The organism is Flagellimonas olearia, from assembly GCF_004150225.1.
GTDB lineage: Bacteria > Bacteroidota > Bacteroidia > Flavobacteriales > Flavobacteriaceae > Flagellimonas > Flagellimonas olearia.
The window spans coordinates 1,028,360-1,053,958 of the sequence record NZ_ML142907.1 but is presented as its reverse complement, the minus strand read 5'-3'; the positions used below and the strand labels follow the sequence as shown (position 1 = coordinate 1,053,958).

Sequence of the window (25,599 nt, the reverse complement as noted above, 5' to 3'; positions counted from 1 at the left end):
TTAAGAAGAAGCAATGAGAAAAAAGCAGGCAAAGAAAAGACCACTTTTACCAGATCCAAGATTTAACGATCAGCTTGTTACGCGTTTCGTGAACATGATGATGTGGGATGGTAAAAAGTCAATTGCATTCAAGATTTTCTACGATGCAATTGATATCGTTGATGAAAAGAACACGGACGAGGAAAAAACAGCTTTGGAGCTATGGAAAGATGCGCTTTCCAATGTTATGCCGCACGTTGAAGTAAGAAGTAGAAGAGTGGGTGGTGCAACATTTCAGATTCCAATGCAGATTCGTCCAGATAGAAAGATATCCACTGCAATGAAGTGGTTGATTCTTTACGCAAGAAAGCGTAACGAGAAATCCATGGCGCAAAAATTGGCCTCTGAAATTTTGGCCGCTGCCAAAGAAGAAGGTGCCGCAGTGAAGAAAAGAGTAGATACACACAAAATGGCCGAGGCCAATAAAGCATTCTCACACTTTAGATTCTAATCATTACAATGGGAAGAGATTTAAAATATACAAGGAATATAGGTATTGCAGCTCACATTGATGCTGGTAAAACAACTACTACAGAGCGTATTCTTTTTTATACAGGTGTGAGTCACAAAATTGGTGAGGTGCATGATGGTGCAGCTACCATGGACTGGATGGAGCAAGAGCAGGAGCGTGGTATTACCATTACTTCCGCGGCTACTACTTGTACATGGAAGTTCCCAATGGAGAACGCGCAGCCATTGCCTGATACCAAGGATTACCACTTTAATATTATTGACACTCCCGGACACGTGGATTTTACCGTTGAGGTAAACCGTTCTTTACGTGTTTTGGATGGTTTGGTGTTCTTGTTCAGTGCGGTAGATGGTGTTGAGCCACAATCCGAGACCAACTGGAGATTGGCTGATAACTATAAAGTGCCTAGAATTGGATTCGTGAACAAAATGGACCGTCAAGGTTCCAACTTCTTGAACGTGTGCAAACAGGTTCGTGAGATGTTGGGTTCCAATGCTGTGCCAATTGTATTGCCAATAGGTGACGAAGCCGACTTTAAAGGTATTGTTGATTTGGCCAAGAACAGGGCGATCGTATGGCACGATGACAACTTCGGGTCTACATTTGATGTTGTGGATATTCCTTCTGATATGTTGGATGAGGTGAAGGAGTATAGAGCTGCCTTGATTGAAGCTGTTGCGGAATATGATGAGAATTTGATGGAGAAATTCTTCGAGGATGAAGATTCCATCACAGAAGAAGAAGTGCATGCTGCATTGCGTGCTGCGGTAATGGACAGGGCTATCATTCCTATGGTTTGTGGTTCTTCCTTTAAGAACAAAGGGGTTCAGTTCCTTTTGGATGCCGTTTGTCGCTACTTGCCTTCTCCTTTGGATAAAGATGATATTGTAGGAACCAATCCTGATACTGGTGAGGAAGTTACCAGAAAACCAGACCCTAAAGAGCCCTTTGCGGCACTTGCCTTTAAAATTGCTACCGATCCTTTCGTAGGTCGTTTGGCTTTCTTTAGAGCATATTCTGGTCGTTTGGATGCAGGTTCGTACATCTTGAACAACCGTTCAGGTAAGAAAGAGCGTATTTCTCGAATCTATCAGATGCACTCCAATAAACAAAACGCCATCGATTATATTGAGGCTGGTGATATTGGTGCGGCTGTTGGATTTAAGGATATCAAGACAGGAGATACCATGTCTGCTGAAAATGCACCTATAGTTTTGGAAAGTATGAACTTCCCCGATCCCGTTATTGGTATCGCGGTTGAGCCAAAAACCAAGGCTGATGTGGATAAATTGGGTATGGCTTTGGCCAAATTGGCGGAAGAAGATCCAACCTTCCAGGTGAAAACAGACGAAGCTTCAGGACAGACCATTATTTCTGGTATGGGTGAGCTTCACTTGGATATCATCGTGGATCGTTTAAGACGTGAGTTTAAGGTAGAGGTGAACCAAGGTCAACCACAGGTTGAGTACAAGGAAGCCCTTACCGCTACAGCGGATCACAGAGAAACATATAAGAAACAAACCGGTGGTCGTGGTAAATTTGCGGATATCGTATTTACGATGGAGCCTGCAAGTGACGAGACCAAGGCCGGATTGGAATTTGTCAACGAAATTAAAGGTGGTAACATTCCAAAGGAATATATCCCATCTGTAGAAAAAGGTTTCAAGGAAGCTATGAAAAACGGGCCGTTGGCTGGTTTTGAAATGGATAGCATGAAAATTACCCTTAAGGATGGATCTTTCCACCCTGTGGATTCTGATTCCTTGTCCTTTGAGTTGGCTGCAAAGCTTGGTTACAAAGTAGCCGCCAAGAAAGCCCGTGCCGTTCTAATGGAGCCCATCATGAAGTTGGAGGTGCTTACACCAGAAGAGAACATGGGTGATATTGTAGGTGACTTGAACCGAAGAAGAGGTCAGGTGAACAACATGGATGATAGGGCTGGTGCCAAAGTGGTAAAAGCAGAGGTTCCACTATCGGAAATGTTCGGATATGTAACTTCCTTGAGAACATTGTCTTCAGGTAGGGCAACATCCACCATGGAATTTTCACACTATGCAGAAACTCCTTCCAATATTGCGGAAGAGGTGATCAAAGCAGCTAAAGGAGTAACCGCTTAATTTCAGCAAGATGAGTCAAAAAATTAGAATAAAATTGAAATCTTACGATCACAATTTGGTGGACAAATCTGCTGAGAAGATCGTGAAAACAGTAAAAACGACCGGTGCTGTGGTAACTGGACCCATTCCATTGCCTACGCACAAGAAGATATTCACGGTTTTGCGTTCACCCCACGTGAACAAAAAATCAAGAGAGCAGTTCCAATTGAGCTCTTACAAGAGGCTTTTGGATATTTACAGCTCTTCATCAAAAACCATTGATGCCCTTATGAAGCTTGAGCTTCCCAGCGGTGTTGAGGTTGAGATCAAGGTCTGATAAAAGTTGTAGGTGTTGAGTTTTAAGCATTGAAGTTAAAACTCAACACTTAAAACTAAAAAAGTACATGTCTCGGACGATGGTTCGGGAAAAACGGTGAAAGAAAAAAATCTGGGTCAGAGCAGAATGTTTTTCTTGACCCAATTTTTTTGCCAAGAAATTGGCGTAAATAAAGAAAAGTAAACAATTAATAATTAGTTAAATATGTCTGGGTTAATAGGAAGAAAAATCGGTATGACCAGCATCTTCGACGAGAATGGAAAGAACGTTCCGTGTACCGTTATCGAAGCTGGACCATGCGTGGTTACCCAAGTCAGAACCGAAGAGGTTGACGGGTACAGTGCCCTTCAGCTTGGTTTCGATGACAAGGCAGAAAAACGTGCTAACAAGGCCGAAACCGGTCACTTTAAGAAAGCAGGTACTTCTCCAAAGAAACAAGTCGTTGAATTCCAAGATTTTGAAGGTGAATACAAATTAGGGGACGTCGTAGGTGCGGACCTATTTGTGGAAGGTGAATTTGTTGATGTAATTGGTACATCAAAAGGAAAAGGATTCCAAGGGGTTGTTAAGCGTCATGGTTTTGGTGGAGTTGGTCAAGCTACCCACGGTCAGCACAACCGATTGAGAGCTCCTGGTTCCATTGGAGCCGCATCATATCCTGCCCGAGTTTTCAAAGGAATGAAAATGGCCGGTAGAATGGGTGGCGATAGAGTAACAGTCCAAAACTTGAGAGTATTGAAAGTGGTTCCTGAGAAAAACCTTATCGTAGTGAAAGGGTGTGTTCCAGGACACAAGAATGCTTACGTAACAATTGAGAAGTAATGAAGGTTGCAGTTTTAGATATCAAAGGAAAAGAGACCGGAAGAAAGGTAGACCTTTCTGACGACGTTTTCGCCATAGAGCCCAATGAGCATGCCATCTATTTGGATGTAAAGCAGTATTTGGCGCATCAAAGACAAGGGACCCACAAAGCTAAAGAGAGAGCTGAGATTGCCGGGAGTACCCGTAAGATCAAAAAGCAAAAGGGAACTGGTACCGCAAGGGCCGGTAGTATTAAATCCCCTGTTTTTAGAGGTGGAGGTAGAATCTTCGGTCCAAGACCAAAGGACTATACCCAAAAATTGAACAAAAATGTAAAGCGATTGGCCCGTAGGTCGGCCTTGAGCCTTAAAACCAAGGAGAAATCCGTAGTGGTTGTGGAAGATTTCAATTTTGAAACTCCAAAGACCAAGGATTTTGTAGCTTTCCTAACCTCTTTGGGTCTGGAAAATAAAAAGTCCCTTATAGTGTTGGGCGATACAAATAATAACGTATATTTGTCGTCGCGTAATTTGGAACGCTCCGAAGTTGTAACTGGCTCAGAATTAAATACTTACAAAATAGTTAACGCTAACAGTTTAGTATTGACCGAAAGCGCTTTGGAAGGAATTGAATCGAACCTAAAGAAATAAAAGTATCATGAGTGTGTTGATAAGACCGATTATTACGGAAAAGATGACCGCTGACAGCGAGCTTTTCAATCGTTACGGTTTCTATGTTCAGCCTGGGGCTAACAAATTGGAAATCAAGGAAGCGGTAGAGGCTACTTATGGTGTTTCTGTGGAAAAGGTGAGAACCATGAACTATGGACCAGCGCGTAAGAGTCGTTATACAAAAACCGGAATCCAGCACGGTAAGACAAATGCGATGAAAAAAGCAATTGTTGATGTGGCTGAAGGTGATATTATTGATTTTTACAGTAATCTATAAAGACGAGAAATGTCAGTTAGAAAATTAAAACCGATAACCCCTGGACAGCGTTTTAGAGTAGTAAACGGATTTGACGCGATTACTACTGATAAGCCGGAAAAAAGCTTGCTTGCTCCGTTAAAAAAGTCAGGTGGTAGGAACAGTCAAGGAAAAATGACCATGCGCCATAGAGGTGGGGGTCATAAGAGAAGATATCGAATCATCGATTTCAAAAGGGACAAACAAGGAGTTGAAGCCACTGTGGTTTCTGTCCAATACGATCCCAACAGAACTGCATTTATCGCCTTGGTAGAGTACAAGGATGGTGAAAAAAGATATGTGGTTGCCCAAAATGGTTTGCAGGTAGGACAAACGATCCAATCCGGAACAGGTTCTGCCCCTGAAATTGGAAATGCACTTCCATTGAGCGAGGTTCCATTGGGTACCATTATCTCTTGCATAGAATTGAGACCTGGTCAAGGAGCGATCATGGCGAGAAGTGCCGGTACATTTGCCCAGTTGATGGCAAAGGACGGTAAGTTCGTTACCATTAAGTTGCCTTCTGGTGAAACCCGTATGATATTGGCCACTTGTTTGGCTACCATCGGTGCGGTTTCCAACTCCGATCACCAATTGTTGGTGTCCGGTAAAGCTGGTAGAAGCAGATGGTTGGGTAGAAGACCACGAACTAGGCCAGTAGCCATGAACCCTGTCGATCACCCAATGGGTGGTGGTGAAGGAAGGGCTTCCGGAGGTCACCCAAGATCTAAGAACGGTATTCCTGCAAAAGGATTCAGAACCCGTTCCAAGACCAAGGATACCAATAGATACATCATAGAACGTAGAAAGAAATAAAAGAAAAAGTAAATGGCACGTTCGTTAAAAAAAGGACCATTCGTTCATCATAGTCTGGAGAAGAAAGTCCAAACCAATATAGAATCAGGAAAGAAAACGGTTATCAAAACGTGGTCTAGAGCCTCAATGATAACGCCGGATTTCGTAGGACAGACCATCGCGGTCCACAACGGTAAACAGTTTGTTCCCGTTTATGTTACCGAGAACATGGTGGGTCACAAACTTGGAGAATTTTCACCTACACGATCTTTCAGGGGTCATGCAGGAGCCAAAAACAAAGGTAAAAAGTAAGTAAGCTATGGGAGTTCGTAAAAGACAAATGGCCGAAAGGTTAAAGGAAGAGAAAAAGCAACTTGCTATTGCAAAGCTTAACAACTGCCCAACATCTCCAAGAAAGATGCGTTTGGTGGCAGATTTGGTAAGAGGAAAACAAATCGAAATGGCTTTGGCCATCTTGAGGTTCAACTCAAAGGAAGCTTCCAGAAAAATGGAGAAACTATTGCTTTCTGCCATTGCCAACTGGGAGGCCAAGAATGAAGATGCCAGCATTGAGGATGCAGATCTTTATATCAAGGAAATCCGAGTGGATGGTGGAACCATGTTGAAACGTTTGCGTCCCGCTCCACAAGGAAGGGCTCACAGAATCAGAAAGCGTTCCAATCATGTGACCATGATTTTGGAATCCAATAACAACGTTCAAAGCTAGAAAATAGAATATGGGACAGAAGACCAATCCAATAGGAAATCGCTTGGGAATTATCAGAGGATGGGAATCCAACTGGTACGGAGGAAACGATTACGGCGATAAGCTGGCTGAGGATGATAAAATTAGAAAGTACGTGCATGCACGTTTGGCCAAGGCCAGTGTATCACGGGTTATCATAGAGAGAACCTTAAAATTGATCACTATTACCATTACCACGGCTCGTCCAGGTATCATCATTGGTAAAGGAGGTCAAGAAGTTGATAAGCTTAAGGAAGAGCTTAAGAAAATTACCAACAAAGAGGTTCAGATCAATATTCACGAGATCAAGAGACCTGAGCTTGATGCCAATTTGGTTGCTGCCAGTGTAGCAAGACAAATTGAGAGCAGGATTTCATACAGAAGAGCCATTAAGATGGCCATTGCTGCGGCAATCCGTATGAATGCCGAAGGAATCAAGATTCAGATTTCTGGACGTTTGAACGGTGCTGAGATGGCGCGTTCCGAATCTTACAAGGAAGGAAGAATCCCATTGTCCACTTTCCGTGCCGATGTAGATTATGCATTGCACGAAGCCCACACTACCTATGGTAGATTGGGTATCAAAGTTTGGATCATGAAGGGTGAGGTCTATGGAAAAAGAGAGCTTTCCCCATTGGTAGGATTGAGCAAGAGTCAAGGAGGAAAAGGCGGTAAACAAGATGGTGGTAAAAAACCACGCCGTAGAAAGTAATAAGATAAAGTAAGGTAAGATGTTACAGCCAAAAAGAACGAAATTTCGTAAAGCCCAGAAGGGGCGTATGAAAGGAATCTCACAAAGAGGACACCAACTTTCCAATGGGATGTTCGGTATCAAGTCCATGGATTCACACTTCATTACTTCCCGTCAAATCGAGGCTGCGCGTATTGCTGCGACAAGGTACATGAAAAGACAAGGCCAGTTGTGGATCAAAATATTCCCGGACAAGCCCATCACCAAAAAGCCTCTTGAGGTACGTATGGGTAAAGGTAAGGGTGCTCCAGAATATTGGGTAGCTGTTGTGAAGCCTGGAAGAATCATGTTCGAAATTGCTGGGGTGCCAATGGATGTGGCTAAAGAAGCCCTAAGACTAGCGGCCCAGAAATTGCCAGTCAAAACCAAGTTTATCGTAGCTAGGGATTATTCCGCTTAATTTTTAATTGAGAAGAAAGATGAGACAATCAGAAGTAAAAGAACTTTCAATTGAAGAGCTAAAGGAGAAGTTGGCCGAGTTCAAGAAACAACATGCCGACCTTAAAATGGCACATGCCGTAACTCCTTTGGAAAATCCTTTACAGATCAGAAAGGCAAGAAGGACGGTAGCTAGACTTGCAACAGAATTAACTAAAAGGGAATTACAATAATTGGTTCTGCCTTATGGAAAACAGAAATTTAAGAAAAGAAAGAATAGGCGTTGTTACCAGCAACAAAATGGAGAAATCAATTGTGGTTTCTGAGGTAAAGCGAGTAAAACACCCTATGTACGGTAAATTCGTTTTGAAGACCAAGAAATATGTTGCCCACGACGAAAAGAACGATTGCAACGAAGGTGATACCGTGAAGATAATGGAGACCAGGCCCTTGAGTAAGACCAAGTGCTGGAGGTTGGTAGAAATCCTTGAAAGAGCTAAATAATTATGGTACAGCAAGAATCACGATTAAAGGTTGCGGACAATACTGGTGCAAAAGAAGTTTTGACCATCCGCGTACTTGGAGGAACAAAGAGAAGGTATGCTTCATTGGGTGACAAGATTGTTGTCACGGTTAAGGAAGCTACTCCAAACGGTACTGTAAAGAAAGGTTCTGTTTCCACTGCAGTGGTTGTTCGAACCAAAAAAGAGGTCAGAAGACCCGACGGTTCTTACATCCGTTTTGATGACAATGCCTGCGTATTGTTGAACCCTACTGGTGAAATGAGAGGAACCCGTGTCTTTGGACCGGTTGCAAGGGAGCTTAGGGACAAGCAGTTTATGAAGATTGTTTCATTGGCACCCGAAGTGCTGTAAAAGAATACAGAGAGATGAAGTTGAAAATAAAAACAGGGGATACGGTAAGAGTCATTGCGGGAGACCACAAAGGCAGTGAAGGTAAAGTGCTTCGCGTATTCCGTGAAAAGAACAAAGCTATCGTGGAGGGTGTCAATGAGGTATCCAAGCACGAAAAGCCGAGCGCACAAAACCCTCAGGGAGGTATAACCAAAAAGGAGGCGCCAATACATGTTTCCAATCTTTCCTTGATCGATCCAAAATCTGGTGATGCAACCCGAGTTGGGTACGAAGAAAGAGATGGGAAAAAAGTAAGGGTTTCCAAAAAATCCAATGAAGTAATTTAGTCATGAGTTATATACCAAGATTAAAGCAGGAATATAAAGAGCGTGTAATAAAGGCGCTTACCGAAGAATTCGGTTACAGTAACGTAATGCAGGTTCCCAAGTTGGAAAAGATTGTGGTAAGCCGTGGTGTTGGAGCAGCTGTTTCCGACAAGAAGCTTATTGATCATGCAGTGGACGAGTTGACCAACATTACAGGTCAGAAAGCAGTTGCCACTCTTTCCAAAAAGGACGTTGCTACCTTTAAATTGAGAAAGGGAATGCCCATTGGAGCCAAAGTTACCTTGAGAGGTGAGCGTATGTACGAATTCTTGGATAGATTGATCACATCTGCCCTACCAAGGGTAAGGGATTTCCAAGGGGTTAAAGCTACTGGTTTTGACGGTAGAGGTAACTACAACTTGGGTATCACTGAGCAGATCATCTTCCCAGAGATCAATATAGACAGGATCAATAGGATCAACGGGATGGACATCACGTTTGTTACATCGGCACAAACCGATAAAGAAGCAAAATCATTGTTAACCGAAATGGGAGTACCCTTTAAAAAGAACTAGTATGGCCAAGGAATCAATGAAAGCCCGTGAGAGAAAAAGGGCAAAAATGGTTGCAAAATATGCCGAGAAAAGAAAGGCGCTAAAGGAGGCTGGAGATTACGAAGCCCTTCAGAAGTTGCCTAAGAATGCATCTCCGGTACGTATGCGTAACCGTTGCAAATTGACAGGAAGACCAAGAGGTTATATGAGAACTTTTGGAATATCAAGGGTTACTTTCAGGGAGATGGCCAATCAAGGTTTGATACCAGGAGTTAAAAAGGCAAGTTGGTAATTTAGATAAAGAAAAGAAATGCTTACAGATCCAATTTCAGATTATTTGACCAGAATCAGAAATGCCAACATGGCAGGTCATAGGGTAGTGGACGTTCCCGCTTCCAATCTAAAGAAACAAATTACCAAAATATTGTTTGATCAAGGCTATATTTTGAGTTACAAGTTCGAGGATGACGGTGCACAGGGGAACATCAAAATAGCCCTTAAGTACGATAAGTTTTCCAAGGAGCCCATTATAAAGAAACTGCAACGGGTAAGTAAGCCCGGTTTGAGAAAGTATTCCAGTTCAGATGAACTACCAAGGGTATTGAACGGTTTGGGGATAGCCATTGTGTCTACATCCCACGGTGTAATGACCAGCAAACAAGCCAAGCAGGAGAATGTAGGTGGTGAAGTATTGTGCTACGTATATTAATCGAGAAAAGAGAAGAAAATGTCAAGAATAGGTAACAGTCCAGTTGCAATTCCAGAAGGAGTCACCGTAGAGGTGAAAGATACCTTGGTTACCGTAAAAGGTAAAATGGGAGAGCTTTCCCAAGAATTCTCTGGAGTTGATGTAAAGGTTGAGGATGGTAACGTTTTGGTAGAAAGACCCTCTGATTCCAAGGAACACAAAGCAAAGCATGGGTTATATCGTGCCCTTTTTGCCAATATGGTAAAAGGAGTCTCTCAAGGATGGAGCAAGGAATTGGAACTTGTGGGTGTTGGATACAGAGCCAGCAACCAAGGTCAGAAATTGGACTTGGCCCTCGGATTCTCTCATAACATCGTTATGGACATTGCTCCAGAAGTAAAAGTTGAGACCGTCTCCGAAAAAGGGAAAAACCCTATCATAAAACTAACATCCCACGATAAGCAATTGGTAGGTCAGGTGGCCGCCAAGATACGATCCTTCCGTAAGCCAGAACCTTACAAAGGAAAAGGTGTCAAGTTTGTGGGTGAACAATTGAGAAGAAAAGCAGGTAAATCAGCTTAATAATTAAGACTATGGGATTATCTAAGACTGAAAGAAAATTACGCATCCGAAGAAGAATACGAAAGGTATCCTTCGGAACTGAGGCAAGACCAAGATTGTCTGTCTTCAGAAGCAATAAGGAAATATATGCCCAGTTGATCGACGACAACAAGGGAGTAACTTTGGCCGCAGCCTCATCACGCGATAAGGATGTGGAAGCCAAAGGAACCAAAAGTGAGGTCGCAACCAATGTGGGTAAGGCCATAGCGGAAAAAGCGCTTAAGCTAGGGGTTGAGACCGTGTCTTTTGATCGAGGTGGAAACCTTTATCACGGAAGAGTTAAATCATTGGCTGAAGGAGCTAGGGAAGCAGGACTAAAATTCTAATAAGACTATGTACCAGAATTACAAGAACGTAGAAATAGTAAAGCCAGGAGGACTTGAGTTGAAAGACCGTTTGGTTGGTGTACAACGGGTTACCAAAGTAACCAAGGGTGGTAGAGCTTTTGGTTTTTCAGCCATAGTTGTTGTTGGTGATGAAAACGGTGTTGTTGGACATGGTTTGGGAAAATCCAAGGAAGTAGCCACTGCAATTGCAAAGGCCATTGAGGATGCCAAAAAGAATTTGGTTCGTATTCCTTTGACCAAAGCCACACTTCCCCACGAACAAAAAGGAAAATATGGAGGTGCTAGGGTTTTCATTAAGCCTGCATCACACGGTACCGGGGTAATCGCCGGTGGAGCTGTAAGGGCCGTATTGGAAGCTGTTGGGGTACAAGACGTATTGTCCAAGTCCCAAGGTTCATCCAACCCACACAACGTGGTAAAAGCTACCTTTGATGCCTTGTTGCAGTTAAGGAGTGCCGATACCGTGGCCAAGCAGAGAGGAGTTTCTTTGGAAAAAGTCTTTAAAGGATAAACACGAGGATATTATGTCAAAGATTAAGGTTACACAAGTAAAGAGCGCTATCAAAAGGACACAGGACCAAAAAAGGACTTTGGAGGCCCTTGGACTGCGCAAGATCGGGCATGTTGTTGAGCATGAAGCAACACCTAGTATCCTTGGAATGGTAAATAAGGTAAAACACTTGGTTTCCACAGAGGAAGCTTAAAATATAACGGAACATGGATTTACACAATCTTAAACCAGCGGAAGGCGCTGTTCACAAAGAGGGAAAACGCTTAGGTAGGGGAGAAGGCTCCGGTAAGGGAGGTACTGCCGCCCGTGGACACAAAGGTGCCAAGTCCAGATCAGGATATTCCAAAAAGATTGGTTTTGAAGGAGGTCAAATGCCTTTGCAAAGACGTGTCCCCAAGTTTGGGTTCAAAAACATCAACAGAAAGGAATACAGAGGAATCAATCTTGGTAAACTACAAGAATTGGTGGACAATGGAACTGTGAAAAAAGAGGTTACTTTGGACACGCTTGTGGAAAACGGATTGGCCCACAAAAATGACTTGGTTAAGATTTTGGGTGATGGCGAATTGAAAGCCGGCCTAAAAGTATCTGTACATAAATTTACGGCTTCCGCCAAAGCTGCCATTGAAGCTGCAGGAGGCGAAGCAATAAGTTTATAAGGAATTCGTATAGCATGAAGAAATTTATAGATACCATATCAAATATCTGGAAGATTGAGGAACTGAGACAACGTATCATCCTTACCCTAGGGTTGTTGTTGGTATACCGTTTCGGTACCCGAATTGTCCTTCCTGGTATTGATACTACGCAATTGACCCAATTGAATACGGCCGCAGAGGATGGTATTTTGGGATTGCTTAATGCGTTCACCGGAGGAGCTTTTGCCAATGCGTCCGTATTTGCACTGGGAATTATGCCTTATATCTCCGCATCCATTGTGGTACAGTTGATGGGAATTGCCATTCCTTATCTGCAAAAATTGCAGAAAGAAGGAGAAAGTGGTAGAAAGACCATCAACCAGATTACACGATGGTTGACCATTGGTATCTGTATTGTTCAAGCTCCTGCATATTTGTACGGACTTGGAGCACTTGGAGTTCCAGATAGCGCCTTTGTATTGGGCAAGGGGTTGGACTTTATTGTTCCAGCAGTGATTATTTTGGTGACCGGATGTGTTTTTGCCATGTGGTTGGGTGAGAAAATCACGGATAAAGGTATCGGTAACGGTATCTCCCTATTGATCATGATCGGTATTATTGCCACCATGCCACAGTCCTTTGTTCAGGAATTTGTTTCAAGGACTACCAATAACACGGGAGGTATCATGTTTATGTTGATTGAGGTCATTGTTTGGTTCTTGGTTATCTTGGCCAGTGTACTTTTGGTCATGGCCGTAAGACAGATTCCGGTACAATACGCCAGAAGAACAGCTTCAGGTGGATACGAGAAAAACGTAATGGGAGCGCGCCAGTACATTCCTTTAAAATTGAATGCCTCTGGAGTAATGCCTATCATTTTCGCACAAGCTATTATGTTTGCACCAAGTTTATTGGGAAGAACATTCAACAATACAGCTGTGGGACAATGGATGGAGGTTCAGTTTGCCGATATATTCGGATTGGCCTACAACATCTTGTTTGGAGTATTGATCATCATTTTCACCTACTTCTATACAGCCATCACCGTGCCTACCAATAAAATGGCAGATGATTTAAAGAGAAGTGGAGGTTTTATTCCCGGGATCAGACCTGGAAAGGAAACTGGTGATTATTTGGACAAGATCATGTCATTGATTACCCTTCCGGGTTCCGTGTTCTTGGCACTGTTGGCCGTTTTGCCGGCCATCGTGGTAAAGTTGATGGATGTACAGGCCGGATGGGCACTGTTCTACGGAGGAACATCATTGCTGATCATGGTTGGTGTGGCAATAGATACCGTGCAGCAAGTGAACTCGTATTTGTTGAACAGGCATTACGACGGTTTGATGAAAACCGGAAAGAATAGAAAAGTAGCATAATTTATGGCAAAACAGCCAGCAATAGAACAAGACGGATCTATCATTGAAGCATTGTCCAATGCAATGTTCAGGGTAGAATTGGAAAACGGACACGTGGTAACGGCACACATCTCCGGGAAAATGAGGATGCACTACATCAAGTTGCTCCCCGGGGATAAAGTAAAGTTGGAAATGAGTCCATACGATTTAACGAAAGCAAGAATTACTTATAGATACTAATTACGATGAAAGTAAGAGCATCAATAAAGAAGAGGAGTGCCGAATGCAAAATAGTTCGCAGAAAAGGCAGATTGTACGTAATCAACAAAAAGAATCCTAGATTTAAACAAAGACAAGGGTAATTATGGCAAGAATTGCAGGTGTAGATATACCTAAACAAAAGCGTGGCGTTATTGCACTTACCTACATCTTCGGAGTAGGTAAAAGTAGGGCGCAAGAGATTTTGAAGACCGCCCAAGTAAGTGAGGATACAAAAGTTTCTGAATGGAACGATGATGAAATCGGTCGTATCAGGGAAGCTGTTTCCGCTTATACCATTGAAGGTGAACTTCGCTCAGAGACCCAATTGAACATCAAACGATTGATGGACATCGGTTGTTACCGTGGAATTCGCCACAGAGCAGGATTGCCGCTTAGAGGTCAGCGTACCAAGAACAACTCTAGGACCAGAAAAGGAAAAAGAAAGACGGTTGCCAACAAGAAAAAAGCAACTAAATAATAAGCAGTAACAGTCATTAGTTAGTATTTAGACGTTAGAAGAATCTGTTTGAAATGTAAAAGTCTAGGATTCCAATAACTAAGAGCTAACACTAGAAACTAAAAAATATGGCAAAGGCAAATACCAAAACAGCAAAAAAGCGTAAAGTAATCGTCGAATCTACTGGCGAAGCACACGTTGTTGCATCTTTTAATAACATCATCATATCCCTTACCAACAAAAAAGGAGATGTGATTTCATGGTCTTCCGCAGGAAAAATGGGATTCCGTGGTTCCAAGAAAAATACCCCTTATGCTGCCCAGATAGCAGCAGAGGATTGTGCAAAAATCGCCCACGAAGCAGGTTTGCGCAAAGTTAAGGTATACGTGAAAGGACCAGGAAACGGTAGGGAATCTGCCATCCGTTCCATCCACAATTCGGGAATCGAAGTTACCGAGATTGTAGATGTTACACCACTTCCACACAACGGTTGTAGACCACCCAAAAGAAGAAGAGTTTAATTTTAGTATATTCAACGGCCCAATAGGGTCTTCACCGAAGGTGCAGTTAGATTATCGAAGGATAAGCCTTAATTCATAATCGCACTTTCCAATTTTTAAAGAAGATGGCAAGATACACAGGACCAAAAACAAAGATCGCTAGAAAGTTTGGAGAAGCGATATTCGGGGACGACAAGTCTTTTGAAAAGAAAAATTACCCTCCAGGACAACACGGTAACAACAGACGCCGTGGTAAAAAATCGGAATATGCCGTTCAGTTGGCCGAAAAGCAAAAGGCCAAGTATACCTATGGTATTTTGGAGCGTCAGTTCCGTAACCTTTTCGCTGAAGCGAAAAGAAAAGAAGGAGTAACTGGTGAGGTATTGCTTCAATTGTGCGAATCCCGTTTGGACAATGTGGTCTACAGAATGGGTATTTCCCCTTCCAGAAGAGGAGCGCGCCAGTTGGTATCGCACCGTCACATTACCGTAAATGGTGATGTAGTGAACATTCCTTCCTACAAATTGAAGCCAGGTGATGTAGTAGGTGTTAGGGAAAAATCCAAATCCGTTCAAGCTATCGAAGATTCATTGGCCAACAACAGTAGTGTTTACGAATGGATCACTTGGAACTCGGCTACAAAAGAAGGAACTTTTGTAACCATTCCAGAAAGACTTCAGATTCCTGAAAACATCAAGGAACAACTGATCGTCGAATTGTACTCTAAATAAGAATTCAACATTAATCCAATTATGGCATTACTTAATTTTCAGAAGCCCGATAAAGTTATAATGATCGATTCAACAGATTTCGAAGGGAAATTTGAATTCCGCCCTTTGGAACCTGGCTATGGATTAACAGTTGGGAATGCGCTGAGAAGGGTATTGCTTTCCTCTTTGGAAGGTTTTGCCATCACTTCTGTGCGCATAGATGGAGTTGAACATGAGTTTTCTGTTATCCCAGGCGTTGTTGAAGACGTAACTGAAATCATTTTGAACCTTAAGCAGGTTCGTTTTAAAAGACAGATTGATGATGTTGAGAGCGAGACTGTTTCCATTTCCGTTAGTGGAAAGGAACAATTGACCGCTGGTGATTTCCAAAAATTTATCTCAGGATACCAAGTACTCAACCCAGAGTTGGTGATCTGTAACATGGATCCCAAAGTGAGCATCAACCTTGAGATCGTTATAGAAAAAGGACGTGGTTACGTTCCTGCCGAGGAAAACAAAAAATCCAATGCACCTTTGGGAAGCATTGCCGTGGATTCCGTTTACACTCCGGTGAAAAACGTAAAATACAGCATTGAGAACTTCAGGGTAGAACAAAAGACCGATTACGAAAAATTGGTTTTCGAGATTCTTACCGATGGTTCCATCCACCCAAAAGATGCGTTGACCGAAGCTGCCAAGGTTTTGATCCATCACTTTATGTTGTTCTCTGATGAACGCATCACCCTTGAGGCTGATGAAATAGCACAAACAGAGACCTACGATGAGGAATCTTTGCACATGCGTCAGCTGTTGAAGACCAAATTGGTAGACATGGACCTTTCCGTAAGAGCCTTGAACTGCCTTAAGGCTGCCGAAGTGGATACTTTGGGAGACTTGGTTTCCTTCAACAAGAACGATTTGATGAAGTTCAGGAACTTTGGTAAAAAATCCCTGACCGAATTGGAAGAGTTGGTCATCAATAAAGGCCTACAATTTGGTATGGACCTTTCCAAATACAAATTAGATAAAGATTAACAATCATATTTTGCTCTCCCCATAACGTAGGGATTTGGTAGCAAGATGATAAATAGAAACAATGAGACACGGAAAGAAGTTTAATCACTTAGGAAGAAAATCGGCCCACAGAAAGGCGATGTTGGCCAATATGGCTTGCTCACTTATAGAGCACAAGAGAATCAACACCACAGTTGCCAAGGCCAAGGCTTTGAAACAATTTGTGGAGCCCTTGATCACCAAGGCCAAGACAGAGAACAACCAAACTGCCGAAAAAGGCATGCACAACAGAAGGATTGTTTTCAGTAGCCTAAGAAACAAGGAGGCCATTACAGAACTTTTTGGAAGCGTAGCTGAAAAAGTTGCTGATAGACCAGGAGGGTATACCCGAATCATTAAGTTGGGTAACCGACTAGGGGATAACGCCGATATGGCCATGATAGAATTGGTGGATTTCAACGAACTGTACAACGCAGGTCAGCCTAAGAAGAAAACCACAAGAAGAAGTAGAAGGGGAGGAACTAAGAAAGCTGAGCCTGTAGCGCCAGTGGCCGAAACCAAAACCGACGATTCTGAAGAATAAGAACAATGTTATTAACTATTGTATTAGTGGAAAAAGGATAAGTGAGAACTTATCCTTTTTTTATGTTTTTTTGTCATAACTGAAATTAGAGCACACAAATGAAGTATCACGCGAAAAAAAGAGCATTACTATTGTTGGCCGATGGAACCATTTTTTATGGTAAGGCCGTGGGAGGAAAAGAAGGCACCGCTGTAGGAGAGGTTTGTTTTAATACCGGGATGACCGGTTATCAGGAAATTTTTACCGACCCCTCTTATTTTGGGCAGTTGATGGTGACCACCAATGCCCACATTGGAAACTATGGCACGCACGCCGATGAGATCGAGTCTGACTCCGTTAAGATTGCAGGTCTTATCTGTAAAAATTTCAGTTACGAATACTCCAGGCCCAGCGCCAATATGAGCCTTTTGGAGTTCTTGGACAAGAATAACCTTTTGGCCATTTCGGATGTGGATACCCGAGCCTTGGTAAGCTATATCAGGGACCATGGGGCCATGAACGCTTTGATCTCTACCCGTGTGGATGAAATAGACGCCCTAAAGGAAGAGTTGAAAAGCGTTCCAAGTATGGAAGGTTTGGAGCTTTCCTCAAAAGTGTCCACCAAAGAGCCTTATTACTATGGCGATGAAAATTCAACATACAAAATATCCGCTTTGGATATCGGAATCAAAAAGAACATCCTGAGAAACTTGGCGAAAAGGGGAGCTTACATTAAAGTCTTTCCATACAACGCCTCTTTTGAAGAGATGAAGGAATGGAACCCGGATGGGTATTTCATCTCCAATGGGCCTGGTGATCCAGAGCCGTTGACGGATGCCATTGCCGCGGCCAAGAAAATGATCAATTCGGACAAACCGCTTTTTGGGATTTGTTTGGGACACCAAGTATTGGCCTTGGCCAATGGGGTTTCCACCTATAAAATGTACAATGGGCACAGGGGAATCAATCATCCTATCCTTAATTTGGTGACAGGGAAGGGAGAAATCACTTCGCAAAACCACGGTTTTGCCATCAATAGGGAAGAGACCGAGGCCCACCCCGATTTGGAGATTACCCATACCCATTTGAACGACCAAACGGTGGCCGGAATACGGATGAAGGATAAAGAGGTGTTCTCTGTGCAATATCACCCAGAAGCAAGTCCTGGACCACACGATGCCGATTACCTTTTCGACCAATTTTTTGATGCGATCAAGACTGGGAAAAACTAAAACGTTATAGTTTATTTTTAGGTTATTTAGCACGTTTTATGGGCAGTAAGATGGCGTAAAAAGAGACGCCTTTCGTATCTTAGCCCAATTAATAAAAACAACAAACATTTAGTTAAAAATGAGCATTATTATCAACATTCATGCAAGACAGATATTGGATTCAAGAGGTAATCCTACGGTAGAGGTAGATGTAGTTACCGAAAATGGAATTTTGGGAAGGGCTGCCGTACCTTCAGGCGCCTCAACAGGAGAGCATGAAGCTGTTGAACTAAGGGATGGAGGAAATACCTATATGGGTAAAGGTGTGGCCAAGGCTGTGGACAATGTCAATTCGATCATTGCCGAAGAATTGGTGGGTACCTCTGTATTTGAGCAGAACCTTATAGACCAGACCATGATAGCGTTGGACGGAACTGCCAACAAATCCAAGCTTGGCGCCAATGCCATTCTAGGGGTTTCCTTGGCTGTGGCCAAAGCTGCTGCCAACGAATTGGGTATGCCCTTGTATCGTTATGTAGGTGGGGTAAGTGCCAACACGCTTCCCGTGCCCATGATGAACATTATCAACGGTGGGTCGCACTCAGATGCTCCTATCGCATTCCAAGAGTTTATGGTAATGCCGGTCAAAGCCAAAAACTTTACCCACGCCATGCAAATGGGGACCGAGATTTTCCACAACCTGAAAAAAGTATTGCACGATCGTGGTTTGAGTACCGCTGTTGGTGATGAAGGTGGTTTTGCCCCTACTTTGGAAGGTGGTACCGAAGATGCTTTGGATACCATTGCAAAAGCGGTTGAAAAGGCTGGATATAAATTGGGTGATGATGTCATGATTGCTTTGGACTGTGCATCTGCGGAGTTTTATGTGGATGGAAAGTACGACTACACCAAGTTTGAAGGAGATAAAGGAATGGTAAGGACTTCTGAAGAGCAAGCCCAATACTTGGCCGATCTTTGTGAAAAATATCCAATCATCTCCATTGAGGACGGTATGGATGAAAACGACTGGGATGGCTGGAAGATGCTTACCGATAAGGTTGGTGACAAGGTACAGTTGGTAGGTGACGATTTGTTCGTGACCAATGTAGAGCGTTTGTCCAGAGGTATCGAAAACGGTATTGCCAATTCCATCTTGATCAAGGTAAACCAAATAGGTACGCTTACAGAGACCATTGCTGCCGTGAACATGGCCAAAAATGCCGGGTATACTTCAGTAATGTCGCACCGCTCCGGGGAGACCGAAGACAATACCATTGCCGATTTGGCCGTGGCGTTGAACACGGGTCAGATCAAGACCGGTTCAGCTTCAAGAAGTGACCGTATGGCAAAATACAACCAATTGCTCCGCATAGAGGAGGAGTTGGGAAGTGTAGCCTATTACCCTAAGGAAAAAGCCTTTAAGGTAAAGTAAATCATAATGTTTTTTTAGCATAGGAAAGCCTTTCTCAACAGAGAAAGGCTTTTTATTTGTAACAGTAGCAAACTTTATATAAATTAATGTTTGTAACTGAACAAACTAAAACGTACCTATGAACAATTTCCTTTTTGTTGCTGCGGAAAATGATGGACTGGCCAATTGCAAGGCCGGAGGAATGGGTGATGTGGTCCGGGATGTGCCCCGGATGATTTCCGAACGTGGAGACAAGGTACATGTTGTAGTGCCTTCCTACGGAAGGTTACATCATGGAGAGTTGCTTAGGACCAACCTGAACTTTAGCCTTAGGGGCTTGGGATACATGGCAGAACTCTATGAGGTAAAGCCCAAAAAGGAATACCCGAATATTGTGCACTATGTGTTGCACCACCCAGAGATTGAGGCAGGGGATATTGCCCATATTTACCATAATGACCCCGAAGAGCCTTTTTATACCGATGCCATTAAATATTTCATTTTTTGTACCGCAGTGGCCGAGGCCATAAAAAAAGGTGCCTTTGGCGATTTGGATGTGGTCCATTTACACGATTGGCATTCCAGTCTTTTGCTGTTTTTAAGACAATATCATCCTGAGTACAAAAACCTAAAGGACATACGGTTTGTATATAGCATCCATAATTTGGCGATTCAGGGCATACGACCTTTTGATGACAACTATTCGTCCGTGAAAAACTGGTTCCCCAATGTGCCCCTTGATTATAAGGCGCTAATGGATTACAGGTACAAGGATTGCATCAACCTTATGGCCGTCGGAATCCGTTTTGCTGATGCGGTACACACCGTTTCCCCCTCCTACAAAGAAGATATTTTATTGCCGAGCTCGCCACCGGAATTCATAGGGGGAGAGGGACTGGAAAGAGACCTACAAAAAGCGGATAAGGAAGGAAGACTGTTCGGCATCCTGAACGGATGCAATTACAAAAACATCAACAAGGAATCAAAAGGCTTTATATATAGAAATACGGTAAAGGCCTTGTTCAGATGGTTGCAGGAAGAGTCCAAAAAGTACAAGGCGGATTTTCTGGCCCATACGGGTGAAAAGATCATGGAATTTGTGGATAACAGACCCAAGTTCATTGCCTCCAGTGTGGCCCGGTTGACCGAACAAAAGTTTTACTTTTTTATGCGTTCCCCGGAAGCCTTTGTGGAGATTTTAAAGAAGCTGGAAAAAGTGGACGGTATCTTCATGCTGTTGGGCACTGGGGCTCCGGAGTATGAGGAGCTCTTCCGAAAATTGAGCTACGAACATAAAAACTTCATTTTTACCAACGGTCAATCGGAAAATTTGATAGACTCCATTTATCTGGAATCGGATCTTTATTTTATGCCCAGCCTTTTTGAGCCTTGTGGGATTAGCCAGATGTTGGCCATGCGTAACGGAAACCCTTGTCTGGTGCACAATACAGGTGGACTGAAAGATACCGTGAAACACATGAAGACCGGTTTCAGTTTTGATGGCGAGAACTATGAGGAAAAGATCAAGAACATGTTGGAAGTTCTGGACCAAGCGTTGGATGTATATCAAAACGATAAGCCTATGTGGAAGAAGATACAGACATCCGCCAAACGCATGCGATTTACATGGAAGAAGTCTGTGGATGAGTATTACAAGGTCCTATACCGATTAGAATCGTAACAATTTTTTGGCAATTGGTATTTTACTGTTAATACCAACACAAATAGTAATTGTAAATTGTTAATGGTTCTGCTTTTTCGTATTTTTCCACCTCTATTTTTACTAATCTATTAAAACATAAAATGTCGGATACAGCTATACTCGAATATGGAGGGAAACGGTATGAATTTCCCGTGGTGAAAGGTACTGAAGATGAATTGGCAATTGATATAAAAAACTTGAGGGCGGAAAGTGGGATAGTGACCTTGGATCCAGGGTACAAGAACACAGGATCCTGTGAAAGTGCCATTACCTTTTTGGACGGAGAAAAAGGAATTTTAAGGTATCGAGGGTACTCCATTGAAGAGCTGGCGGAGAAGGCCGACTTTTTGGAAGTGGCATATTTGTTGATTTTTGGCGAATTGCCCAATAAAGAACAATTGGAAAAATTCCACAGTGATATCAAAGAAGAGTCGCAAGTGGATGAAGAGATGAAGAAAATCTTGGATGGCTTTCCAAAATCAGCGCACCCCATGGGTGTCCTGTCCTCCTTGACCAGTGCCTTGGTTGCTTTCAATCCAAGTTCTGTTGATGTCTCTTCCGAAAAGGCTATGTATACCTCCATTGTACGTATTCTGGCCAAGTTTCCGGTTTTGGTCGCTTGGACACAGCGCAAGAAAAAAGGATTGCCGTTGGATTATGGTGATGATAGTTTGGGTTACGTGGAGAACATCCATAAAATGATGTTCAAAAGGCCCAACCAAGAATACAGGAAAGACCCTATTGCCATCAATGCATTGGACAAACTATTGATTTTGCATGCAGACCATGAGCAAAACTGTTCCACATCTACGGTACGTATTGTGGGATCGTCCCATGCAGGTTTGTTTGCTTCGCTATCAGCGGGAATCTCTGCGCTATGGGGGCCATTGCACGGTGGGGCCAACCAAGCCGTTTTGGAGATGTTGGAAGCTATACAGGAAGATGGTGGGGATACCAAAAAATATATGGCCAAGGCCAAGGATAAGAACGATCCTTTCAGGTTGATGGGCTTTGGACACCGAGTGTACAAAAACTTTGACCCAAGGGCAAGGATCATCAAAAAAGCTGCCGATGAAGTATTGGGCAACTTGGGAATAGATGATCCTATCTTGGATATCGCCAAAGGATTGGAGAAAGAAGCTTTGGAGGATAAGTACTTTGTGGATAGAAAACTATATCCCAACGTGGATTTCTATTCCGGAATTATATACAGGGCGTTGGGCATCCCAACCGAAATGTTCACCGTGATGTTTGCTTTGGGTAGACTACCCGGGTGGATTGCACAATGGAGAGAGATGCGATTGCGAAAAGAGCCTATCGGAAGACCACGTCAGATTTATATTGGCGAAAACTTAAGGTCTTTTGTTCCCTTGGAAAAAAGATAGACAACATAATAAAAAGGCGATTGAATTTTCAATCGCCTTTTTTGTTGAACCTTTAATGGAAGTTACCCGAATCAAGATTTAGGAGCCGATCATTGTCATAGCATATCCGCATAATTTCGCGGTGGTAGTATTCTTGTGTTTTGGAGATATCGTCATGAAGCGACACAAACGCTTTGGATTGTTCAAACCGTGCGTGCAAAAATTCGTGCGCGTCTATATAGCTCAAGTTTTTTAAGGTAGAGTCCAGAGAAGCCCTGAATTTTTTTAGGGAAGCTTCGACCATCTCCATATCCCTGCCACTTTCTTCAAAAGCAGCTTCATATTTTGAGGTTTTCTTTTTGGGGAAATCCTTCATATCGATGCATTCCTTGAATTTTGCGGAATACACCACAGGCTCTTTATGCTCAGCCTTGGTGTCGTCTGAAAAGAGACCTCCGTAATGCTTGGCATTGATTTGACCAAGGATGGCAACCAGCCCTACGACCAATATGGAAGAAAAAAACACTTTTTTCATTTTGTAAGAAAAATCTTAGTACAAATGTAATAATTAAAAAAGTAGTCTTCACATTTCTAGGGTAAAAAAATGCATGAAGTAGTGGTTTTTAATAACATGATAATCAAATTATTAAGATTTTGCCTAATTGCTAATGTCAACTAAAGGAAACCCATAAAAAGACTATGGTTTTTTCTTTTCCTACAAATGGAAAATAGATAGTAAAACACTAGATTTGCCTTAAAATTTCAGGGAAAACCCCATGTATCTTGATACTCATGTATCAATAATAGCATAACCCGGTATGATGCAATTGAATATTGTGGATGAAACCAGCCCCTTGAAGGCGGTAATTTTGGGTACGGCCAAGAGCTGTGGTCCCATACCTAGTCCTGATGAGGCCTATGATCCCAAATCCTTGGAGCATATTTTGGCAGGAACCTATCCTAAGGAAGCCGATATGATCTTGGAAATGGATGCCTTTGCCCAAGTGTTCCAGAAACATGGAGTGGAGGTATACCGCCCGGAAGTATTGGAGGACTGCAATCAGATTTTTGCCCGAGATATTGCTTTTGTAATAGAGGACAAACTTTTCCATGCCAATATCCTTCCAGATCGCGAACGGGAGTTTGTGGCTATTCATGAGGTGTTGTACAAAATAGACCCCAACAAGGTCATTCGTCCTCCGGAAGAAGTCCATATCGAAGGAGGGGATGTAATGCCCTGGAACGATCATATCTTTATTGGAACCTACATCGGCCCGGACTATCCGGATTTTATTACGGCCCGTACCAATAAGGAGGCTGTGGAGTACATCCGAAGGATGTTTCCCCACAAAACCGTAAAGTCTTTTGAACTTCGAAAATCCAACACAGACCCCAAGGAAAATGCCTTGCATTTGGATTGCTGTTTTCAGCCGGTGGGGAAGGACAAGGCCATTTTACATAAAAATGGATTTTTGTTGGAAGAGGAATACCAATGGTTGGTGGACTATTTTGGAAAAGACAATGTTTTTGAGATCACCAAGGACGAGATGTACCAAATGTTCAGCAACGTATTTTCCATTTCCCCCGAAGTGGTGGTGTCCGAAAAAGGATTTACCCGACTCAACAACTGGTTGCGCGAGCAAGGTTTTACCGTAGAGGAAATCCCCTATGCCGAAATCGCCAAACAAGAAGGGTTACTTCGTTGCAGTACCATGCCCTTGATTCGGGAATAATACCCACCTTTGTCTAGAAAACTTAACAAAACAAGCATTGAGAACACAGATCACCAATACCATTCTCATGATTCGTCCGGTGGCTTTCCGGATGAACGAACAAACGGCCGTCAACAATTATTTTCAGGAAGACCTCGACCTGAAGAACACGGAGATCAACCAAAAGGCGCAGCAGGAGTTTGACGCCTTTGTACAGGAACTTAGGGGGCATGGGGTCCATGTGGTTGTGGTGGACGATATCAAGGAACAGGATACCCCGGATTCCATTTTTCCGAACAACTGGGTCTCCTTTCATGAAGATGGAACAGTTTGCGTATATCCTATGTTTGCCGAAAACCGAAGAAAGGAACGTCGTGAGGACATTTTGGACATTCTGGAGCAGCAAGGCTTTGCCATCAACAATGTCATGGACTATACAGAAGCTGAGGAAGAGGGCGTGTTTTTGGAGGGAACGGGAAGCATTCTTTTGGACCGGGTCCATCAAAAGGCCTATTGCGCCCTATCCGAACGGGCCCATGAGGAACTTTTTATTGAGTTTTGTGAGGATTTTGACTGTTTCCCTGTGATTTTTACGGCCAACCAGACCGTGGACGGGCAGCGTTTGCCCATTTACCATACCAATGTGATGATGGCCATGGCCGAGACCTTTGCAGTGATTTGTTTGGCCACGATCGATGACAAAAAGGAGCGTAAGAATGTGGTGGACCATCTTAAGATGGACGGTAAGGAAATCATAGACATTACCGAGGAGCAGATGTACCACTTTGCCGGGAACATGCTCCAAGTAATCGGGGCCAACGACCAACGTTTTATGGTGATGAGTTCAGCGGCCTACAACAGTCTTCGCGATAATCAAATCAAGGCCATTGAAAAACATTGTGCTATCATCCACAGTCCGTTGGATACTATTGAGACCTGCGGCGGTGGCAGTGCCCGTTGTATGATGGCGGAAGTTTTTCTCCCAAAGAAGTAGCCGTCACCCTGAACTCGTTTCAGGGGCGCATCTCTTATGATGTTAGTTTTTATTTGTCATTCTGAGCAAAGCGAAGAATCTCTTCTGAGGTTTTGACACGAATGGCACCAATTTTCTCGAATGCTCTGGGTCATTTCGAACCAATGTGAGAAATCTCCTTTTGGGGTTTGACACGAACTACACGAATTTTCCCAAAAACCTTATGTCATTTCGAACCCTGCCCTGAGCGTATGACGAAGGGGCTGTGAGAAATCTAAGGGTTGGATGGGATTTCTCAATCGATGTTTTGCATCTCATATCGAAATGATGATTTGCCTTTTTTGTCATTTCGAGCGCAGTCGAGAAATCTTTTATGGTTTGACACTAATGGCACAAACTTTCACGAATCTCCAATGTCATTCTGAACCCTGTCCTGAGACTATGG

The 25,599-nt window shown here is 43.1% G+C and carries 38 protein-coding genes; 37 read left to right on the top strand and 1 reads right to left on the bottom strand.

The window, feature by feature from the left end:
* Positions 1-13 precede the first annotated feature (13 nt).
* The 35 genes from rpsG to DN53_RS04710 all read left to right on the top strand — a co-directional run bounded on the left by rpsG (position 14) and on the right by DN53_RS04710 (position 22,490).
* Positions 14-490: a 30S ribosomal protein S7 gene (gene rpsG, locus DN53_RS04880; protein ID WP_116218595.1), complete on the top strand. Its 477-nt coding sequence runs from the start codon at positions 14-16 to the stop codon at positions 488-490.
* 8 nt (positions 491-498) lie between these two features.
* Positions 499-2,628, top strand: a complete 2,130-nt coding sequence (gene fusA / locus DN53_RS04875; protein WP_129653245.1) for an elongation factor G — start codon at positions 499-501, stop codon at positions 2,626-2,628.
* A gap of 10 nt (positions 2,629-2,638) precedes the next feature.
* Positions 2,639-2,944 (top strand): 30S ribosomal protein S10, encoded by a 306-nt coding sequence (gene rpsJ, locus DN53_RS04870; protein ID WP_007094989.1) that lies wholly within the window; start codon positions 2,639-2,641, stop codon positions 2,942-2,944.
* Positions 2,945-3,148: 204 nt separating this feature from the next.
* Positions 3,149-3,766 carry a 50S ribosomal protein L3 gene (gene rplC, locus DN53_RS04865; protein WP_129653244.1) on the top strand — a complete coding sequence of 206 codons (618 nt, stop codon included), beginning with the start codon at positions 3,149-3,151 and terminating at the stop codon, positions 3,764-3,766.
* On the top strand, positions 3,766-4,395 hold the full coding sequence (rplD, locus tag DN53_RS04860) for a 50S ribosomal protein L4 (protein ID WP_116218592.1): 630 nt from the start codon (positions 3,766-3,768) through the stop codon (positions 4,393-4,395). The genes rplC and rplD overlap by 1 nt, the downstream gene beginning before the upstream one ends.
* Positions 4,396-4,402: 7 nt before the next feature.
* On the top strand, positions 4,403-4,693 hold the full coding sequence (rplW, locus tag DN53_RS04855) for a 50S ribosomal protein L23 (RefSeq protein ID WP_129653243.1): 291 nt from the start codon (positions 4,403-4,405) through the stop codon (positions 4,691-4,693).
* 9 nt (positions 4,694-4,702) lie between these two features.
* On the top strand, positions 4,703-5,527 hold the full coding sequence (rplB, locus tag DN53_RS04850) for a 50S ribosomal protein L2 (RefSeq protein WP_129653242.1): 825 nt from the start codon (positions 4,703-4,705) through the stop codon (positions 5,525-5,527).
* Between the two features lie 12 nt (positions 5,528-5,539).
* A complete protein-coding gene (rpsS, locus tag DN53_RS04845; protein ID WP_116218589.1) occupies positions 5,540-5,818 on the top strand; it encodes a 30S ribosomal protein S19 in 279 nt (92 codons plus the stop codon).
* A 7-nt stretch (positions 5,819-5,825) separates the two neighbouring features.
* On the top strand, positions 5,826-6,233 hold the full coding sequence (gene rplV, locus DN53_RS04840; RefSeq protein WP_129653241.1) for a 50S ribosomal protein L22: 408 nt from the start codon (positions 5,826-5,828) through the stop codon (positions 6,231-6,233).
* 10 nt (positions 6,234-6,243) lie between these two features.
* Positions 6,244-6,963 (top strand): 30S ribosomal protein S3, encoded by a 720-nt coding sequence (gene rpsC, locus DN53_RS04835; RefSeq protein WP_116218587.1) that lies wholly within the window; start codon positions 6,244-6,246, stop codon positions 6,961-6,963.
* A gap of 19 nt (positions 6,964-6,982) precedes the next feature.
* A complete protein-coding gene (rplP, locus tag DN53_RS04830) occupies positions 6,983-7,402 on the top strand; it encodes a 50S ribosomal protein L16 (protein WP_129653240.1) in 420 nt (139 codons plus the stop codon).
* 19 nt (positions 7,403-7,421) lie between these two features.
* A complete protein-coding gene (gene rpmC / locus DN53_RS04825; protein WP_116218585.1) occupies positions 7,422-7,613 on the top strand; it encodes a 50S ribosomal protein L29 in 192 nt (63 codons plus the stop codon).
* A 13-nt stretch (positions 7,614-7,626) separates the two neighbouring features.
* Complete coding sequence (gene rpsQ, locus DN53_RS04820; RefSeq protein ID WP_014032003.1) at positions 7,627-7,884, top strand: 30S ribosomal protein S17; 258 nt, start codon at positions 7,627-7,629, stop codon at positions 7,882-7,884.
* A gap of 2 nt (positions 7,885-7,886) precedes the next feature.
* On the top strand, positions 7,887-8,255 hold the full coding sequence (gene rplN / locus DN53_RS04815) for a 50S ribosomal protein L14 (protein ID WP_106145060.1): 369 nt from the start codon (positions 7,887-7,889) through the stop codon (positions 8,253-8,255).
* A gap of 14 nt (positions 8,256-8,269) precedes the next feature.
* The gene (gene rplX / locus DN53_RS04810; protein ID WP_116218584.1) at positions 8,270-8,581 is read left to right on the top strand and encodes a 50S ribosomal protein L24; all 312 of its coding nucleotides are present in this window, start codon (positions 8,270-8,272) and stop codon (positions 8,579-8,581) included.
* A gap of 2 nt (positions 8,582-8,583) precedes the next feature.
* On the top strand, positions 8,584-9,135 hold the full coding sequence (gene rplE / locus DN53_RS04805) for a 50S ribosomal protein L5 (protein WP_116218583.1): 552 nt from the start codon (positions 8,584-8,586) through the stop codon (positions 9,133-9,135).
* 1 nt (position 9,136) lies between these two features.
* Positions 9,137-9,406, top strand: a complete 270-nt coding sequence (gene rpsN / locus DN53_RS04800; protein ID WP_116218582.1) for a 30S ribosomal protein S14 — start codon at positions 9,137-9,139, stop codon at positions 9,404-9,406.
* Positions 9,407-9,424: 18 nt separating this feature from the next.
* Positions 9,425-9,823, top strand: coding sequence for a 30S ribosomal protein S8 (rpsH, locus tag DN53_RS04795; RefSeq protein ID WP_129653239.1), 399 nt, complete (start codon positions 9,425-9,427; stop codon positions 9,821-9,823).
* Positions 9,824-9,841: 18 nt separating this feature from the next.
* Positions 9,842-10,384 carry a 50S ribosomal protein L6 gene (gene rplF, locus DN53_RS04790; protein ID WP_129653238.1) on the top strand — a complete coding sequence of 181 codons (543 nt, stop codon included), beginning with the start codon at positions 9,842-9,844 and terminating at the stop codon, positions 10,382-10,384.
* 11 nt (positions 10,385-10,395) lie between these two features.
* The gene (gene rplR, locus DN53_RS04785) at positions 10,396-10,749 is read left to right on the top strand and encodes a 50S ribosomal protein L18 (RefSeq protein WP_129653237.1); all 354 of its coding nucleotides are present in this window, start codon (positions 10,396-10,398) and stop codon (positions 10,747-10,749) included.
* Positions 10,750-10,756: 7 nt separating this feature from the next.
* Positions 10,757-11,281, top strand: coding sequence for a 30S ribosomal protein S5 (rpsE, locus tag DN53_RS04780; RefSeq protein WP_116218578.1), 525 nt, complete (start codon positions 10,757-10,759; stop codon positions 11,279-11,281).
* Positions 11,282-11,294: 13 nt separating this feature from the next.
* Positions 11,295-11,474 carry a 50S ribosomal protein L30 gene (gene rpmD, locus DN53_RS04775; RefSeq protein WP_207211079.1) on the top strand — a complete coding sequence of 60 codons (180 nt, stop codon included), beginning with the start codon at positions 11,295-11,297 and terminating at the stop codon, positions 11,472-11,474.
* A gap of 13 nt (positions 11,475-11,487) precedes the next feature.
* On the top strand, positions 11,488-11,940 hold the full coding sequence (gene rplO / locus DN53_RS04770; RefSeq protein WP_116218576.1) for a 50S ribosomal protein L15: 453 nt from the start codon (positions 11,488-11,490) through the stop codon (positions 11,938-11,940).
* A 14-nt stretch (positions 11,941-11,954) separates the two neighbouring features.
* Positions 11,955-13,298 carry a preprotein translocase subunit SecY gene (secY, locus tag DN53_RS04765; RefSeq protein ID WP_116218575.1) on the top strand — a complete coding sequence of 448 codons (1,344 nt, stop codon included), beginning with the start codon at positions 11,955-11,957 and terminating at the stop codon, positions 13,296-13,298.
* 3 nt (positions 13,299-13,301) lie between these two features.
* On the top strand, positions 13,302-13,517 hold the full coding sequence (gene infA, locus DN53_RS04760; RefSeq protein ID WP_008613577.1) for a translation initiation factor IF-1: 216 nt from the start codon (positions 13,302-13,304) through the stop codon (positions 13,515-13,517).
* Positions 13,518-13,522: 5 nt separating this feature from the next.
* Positions 13,523-13,639 carry a type B 50S ribosomal protein L36 gene (ykgO, locus tag DN53_RS04755; protein WP_013621733.1) on the top strand — a complete coding sequence of 39 codons (117 nt, stop codon included), beginning with the start codon at positions 13,523-13,525 and terminating at the stop codon, positions 13,637-13,639.
* A gap of 2 nt (positions 13,640-13,641) precedes the next feature.
* On the top strand, positions 13,642-14,016 hold the full coding sequence (gene rpsM / locus DN53_RS04750) for a 30S ribosomal protein S13 (RefSeq protein WP_116218574.1): 375 nt from the start codon (positions 13,642-13,644) through the stop codon (positions 14,014-14,016).
* Between the two features lie 107 nt (positions 14,017-14,123).
* Positions 14,124-14,516, top strand: a complete 393-nt coding sequence (gene rpsK, locus DN53_RS04745; RefSeq protein ID WP_129653236.1) for a 30S ribosomal protein S11 — start codon at positions 14,124-14,126, stop codon at positions 14,514-14,516.
* A 104-nt stretch (positions 14,517-14,620) separates the two neighbouring features.
* Positions 14,621-15,226, top strand: coding sequence for a 30S ribosomal protein S4 (gene rpsD / locus DN53_RS04740; RefSeq protein ID WP_129653235.1), 606 nt, complete (start codon positions 14,621-14,623; stop codon positions 15,224-15,226).
* 21 nt (positions 15,227-15,247) lie between these two features.
* Positions 15,248-16,240 (top strand): DNA-directed RNA polymerase subunit alpha, encoded by a 993-nt coding sequence (locus tag DN53_RS04735; RefSeq protein ID WP_116218571.1) that lies wholly within the window; start codon positions 15,248-15,250, stop codon positions 16,238-16,240.
* A 61-nt stretch (positions 16,241-16,301) separates the two neighbouring features.
* The gene (gene rplQ / locus DN53_RS04730) at positions 16,302-16,802 is read left to right on the top strand and encodes a 50S ribosomal protein L17 (protein WP_129653234.1); all 501 of its coding nucleotides are present in this window, start codon (positions 16,302-16,304) and stop codon (positions 16,800-16,802) included.
* Between the two features lie 98 nt (positions 16,803-16,900).
* Positions 16,901-18,013, top strand: a complete 1,113-nt coding sequence (carA, locus tag DN53_RS04725; RefSeq protein WP_129653233.1) for a glutamine-hydrolyzing carbamoyl-phosphate synthase small subunit — start codon at positions 16,901-16,903, stop codon at positions 18,011-18,013.
* A gap of 118 nt (positions 18,014-18,131) precedes the next feature.
* The gene (gene eno / locus DN53_RS04720; RefSeq protein ID WP_129653232.1) at positions 18,132-19,424 is read left to right on the top strand and encodes a phosphopyruvate hydratase; all 1,293 of its coding nucleotides are present in this window, start codon (positions 18,132-18,134) and stop codon (positions 19,422-19,424) included.
* Positions 19,425-19,542: 118 nt separating this feature from the next.
* A complete protein-coding gene (locus DN53_RS04715; RefSeq protein ID WP_129653231.1) occupies positions 19,543-21,084 on the top strand; it encodes a glycogen synthase in 1,542 nt (513 codons plus the stop codon).
* A gap of 122 nt (positions 21,085-21,206) precedes the next feature.
* The gene (locus DN53_RS04710; RefSeq protein ID WP_129653230.1) at positions 21,207-22,490 is read left to right on the top strand and encodes a citrate synthase; all 1,284 of its coding nucleotides are present in this window, start codon (positions 21,207-21,209) and stop codon (positions 22,488-22,490) included.
* Positions 22,491-22,542: 52 nt separating this feature from the next.
* Here DN53_RS04710 and DN53_RS04705 read toward each other — a convergent pair whose 3' ends face one another.
* Positions 22,543-23,004: a hypothetical protein gene (locus DN53_RS04705; RefSeq protein ID WP_129653229.1), complete on the bottom strand. Its 462-nt coding sequence runs from the start codon at positions 23,002-23,004 to the stop codon at positions 22,543-22,545.
* Positions 23,005-23,287: 283 nt separating this feature from the next.
* On the opposite strand from DN53_RS04705, the gene DN53_RS04700 reads away from it, so the two are divergent.
* Positions 23,288-24,202 carry a dimethylarginine dimethylaminohydrolase family protein gene (locus DN53_RS04700; protein WP_129653228.1) on the top strand — a complete coding sequence of 305 codons (915 nt, stop codon included), beginning with the start codon at positions 23,288-23,290 and terminating at the stop codon, positions 24,200-24,202.
* 67 nt (positions 24,203-24,269) lie between these two features.
* Positions 24,270-25,175, top strand: coding sequence for a citrulline utilization hydrolase CtlX (gene ctlX, locus DN53_RS04695; protein WP_129653360.1), 906 nt, complete (start codon positions 24,270-24,272; stop codon positions 25,173-25,175).
* Positions 25,176-25,599 lie beyond the last annotated feature (424 nt).

Bases quoted from the DNA above. Each gene is read 5' to 3' on its own strand.
- rpsG (WP_116218595.1), top strand. From the start codon at position 14: ATGAGAAAAAAGCAGGCAAAGAAAAGACCACTTTTACCAGATCCAAGA.
- fusA (WP_129653245.1), top strand. From the start codon at position 499: ATGGGAAGAGATTTAAAATATACAAGGAATATAGGTATTGCAGCTCAC.
- rpsJ (WP_007094989.1), top strand. From the start codon at position 2,639: ATGAGTCAAAAAATTAGAATAAAATTGAAATCTTACGATCACAATTTG.
- rplC (WP_129653244.1), top strand. From the start codon at position 3,149: ATGTCTGGGTTAATAGGAAGAAAAATCGGTATGACCAGCATCTTCGAC.
- rplD (WP_116218592.1), top strand. From the start codon at position 3,766: ATGAAGGTTGCAGTTTTAGATATCAAAGGAAAAGAGACCGGAAGAAAG.
- rplW (WP_129653243.1), top strand. From the start codon at position 4,403: ATGAGTGTGTTGATAAGACCGATTATTACGGAAAAGATGACCGCTGAC.
- rplB (WP_129653242.1), top strand. From the start codon at position 4,703: ATGTCAGTTAGAAAATTAAAACCGATAACCCCTGGACAGCGTTTTAGA.
- rpsS (WP_116218589.1), top strand. From the start codon at position 5,540: ATGGCACGTTCGTTAAAAAAAGGACCATTCGTTCATCATAGTCTGGAG.
- rplV (WP_129653241.1), top strand. From the start codon at position 5,826: ATGGGAGTTCGTAAAAGACAAATGGCCGAAAGGTTAAAGGAAGAGAAA.
- rpsC (WP_116218587.1), top strand. From the start codon at position 6,244: ATGGGACAGAAGACCAATCCAATAGGAAATCGCTTGGGAATTATCAGA.
- rplP (WP_129653240.1), top strand. From the start codon at position 6,983: ATGTTACAGCCAAAAAGAACGAAATTTCGTAAAGCCCAGAAGGGGCGT.
- rpmC (WP_116218585.1), top strand. From the start codon at position 7,422: ATGAGACAATCAGAAGTAAAAGAACTTTCAATTGAAGAGCTAAAGGAG.
- rpsQ (WP_014032003.1), top strand. From the start codon at position 7,627: ATGGAAAACAGAAATTTAAGAAAAGAAAGAATAGGCGTTGTTACCAGC.
- rplN (WP_106145060.1), top strand. From the start codon at position 7,887: ATGGTACAGCAAGAATCACGATTAAAGGTTGCGGACAATACTGGTGCA.
- rplX (WP_116218584.1), top strand. From the start codon at position 8,270: ATGAAGTTGAAAATAAAAACAGGGGATACGGTAAGAGTCATTGCGGGA.
- rplE (WP_116218583.1), top strand. From the start codon at position 8,584: ATGAGTTATATACCAAGATTAAAGCAGGAATATAAAGAGCGTGTAATA.
- rpsN (WP_116218582.1), top strand. From the start codon at position 9,137: ATGGCCAAGGAATCAATGAAAGCCCGTGAGAGAAAAAGGGCAAAAATG.
- rpsH (WP_129653239.1), top strand. From the start codon at position 9,425: ATGCTTACAGATCCAATTTCAGATTATTTGACCAGAATCAGAAATGCC.
- rplF (WP_129653238.1), top strand. From the start codon at position 9,842: ATGTCAAGAATAGGTAACAGTCCAGTTGCAATTCCAGAAGGAGTCACC.
- rplR (WP_129653237.1), top strand. From the start codon at position 10,396: ATGGGATTATCTAAGACTGAAAGAAAATTACGCATCCGAAGAAGAATA.
- rpsE (WP_116218578.1), top strand. From the start codon at position 10,757: ATGTACCAGAATTACAAGAACGTAGAAATAGTAAAGCCAGGAGGACTT.
- rpmD (WP_207211079.1), top strand. From the start codon at position 11,295: ATGTCAAAGATTAAGGTTACACAAGTAAAGAGCGCTATCAAAAGGACA.
- rplO (WP_116218576.1), top strand. From the start codon at position 11,488: ATGGATTTACACAATCTTAAACCAGCGGAAGGCGCTGTTCACAAAGAG.
- secY (WP_116218575.1), top strand. From the start codon at position 11,955: ATGAAGAAATTTATAGATACCATATCAAATATCTGGAAGATTGAGGAA.
- infA (WP_008613577.1), top strand. From the start codon at position 13,302: ATGGCAAAACAGCCAGCAATAGAACAAGACGGATCTATCATTGAAGCA.
- ykgO (WP_013621733.1), top strand. From the start codon at position 13,523: ATGAAAGTAAGAGCATCAATAAAGAAGAGGAGTGCCGAATGCAAAATA.
- rpsM (WP_116218574.1), top strand. From the start codon at position 13,642: ATGGCAAGAATTGCAGGTGTAGATATACCTAAACAAAAGCGTGGCGTT.
- rpsK (WP_129653236.1), top strand. From the start codon at position 14,124: ATGGCAAAGGCAAATACCAAAACAGCAAAAAAGCGTAAAGTAATCGTC.
- rpsD (WP_129653235.1), top strand. From the start codon at position 14,621: ATGGCAAGATACACAGGACCAAAAACAAAGATCGCTAGAAAGTTTGGA.
- DN53_RS04735 (WP_116218571.1), top strand. From the start codon at position 15,248: ATGGCATTACTTAATTTTCAGAAGCCCGATAAAGTTATAATGATCGAT.
- rplQ (WP_129653234.1), top strand. From the start codon at position 16,302: ATGAGACACGGAAAGAAGTTTAATCACTTAGGAAGAAAATCGGCCCAC.
- carA (WP_129653233.1), top strand. From the start codon at position 16,901: ATGAAGTATCACGCGAAAAAAAGAGCATTACTATTGTTGGCCGATGGA.
- eno (WP_129653232.1), top strand. From the start codon at position 18,132: ATGAGCATTATTATCAACATTCATGCAAGACAGATATTGGATTCAAGA.
- DN53_RS04715 (WP_129653231.1), top strand. From the start codon at position 19,543: ATGAACAATTTCCTTTTTGTTGCTGCGGAAAATGATGGACTGGCCAAT.
- DN53_RS04710 (WP_129653230.1), top strand. From the start codon at position 21,207: ATGTCGGATACAGCTATACTCGAATATGGAGGGAAACGGTATGAATTT.
- DN53_RS04705 (WP_129653229.1), bottom strand. From the start codon at position 23,004: ATGAAAAAAGTGTTTTTTTCTTCCATATTGGTCGTAGGGCTGGTTGCC.
- DN53_RS04700 (WP_129653228.1), top strand. From the start codon at position 23,288: ATGATGCAATTGAATATTGTGGATGAAACCAGCCCCTTGAAGGCGGTA.
- ctlX (WP_129653360.1), top strand. From the start codon at position 24,270: ATGATTCGTCCGGTGGCTTTCCGGATGAACGAACAAACGGCCGTCAAC.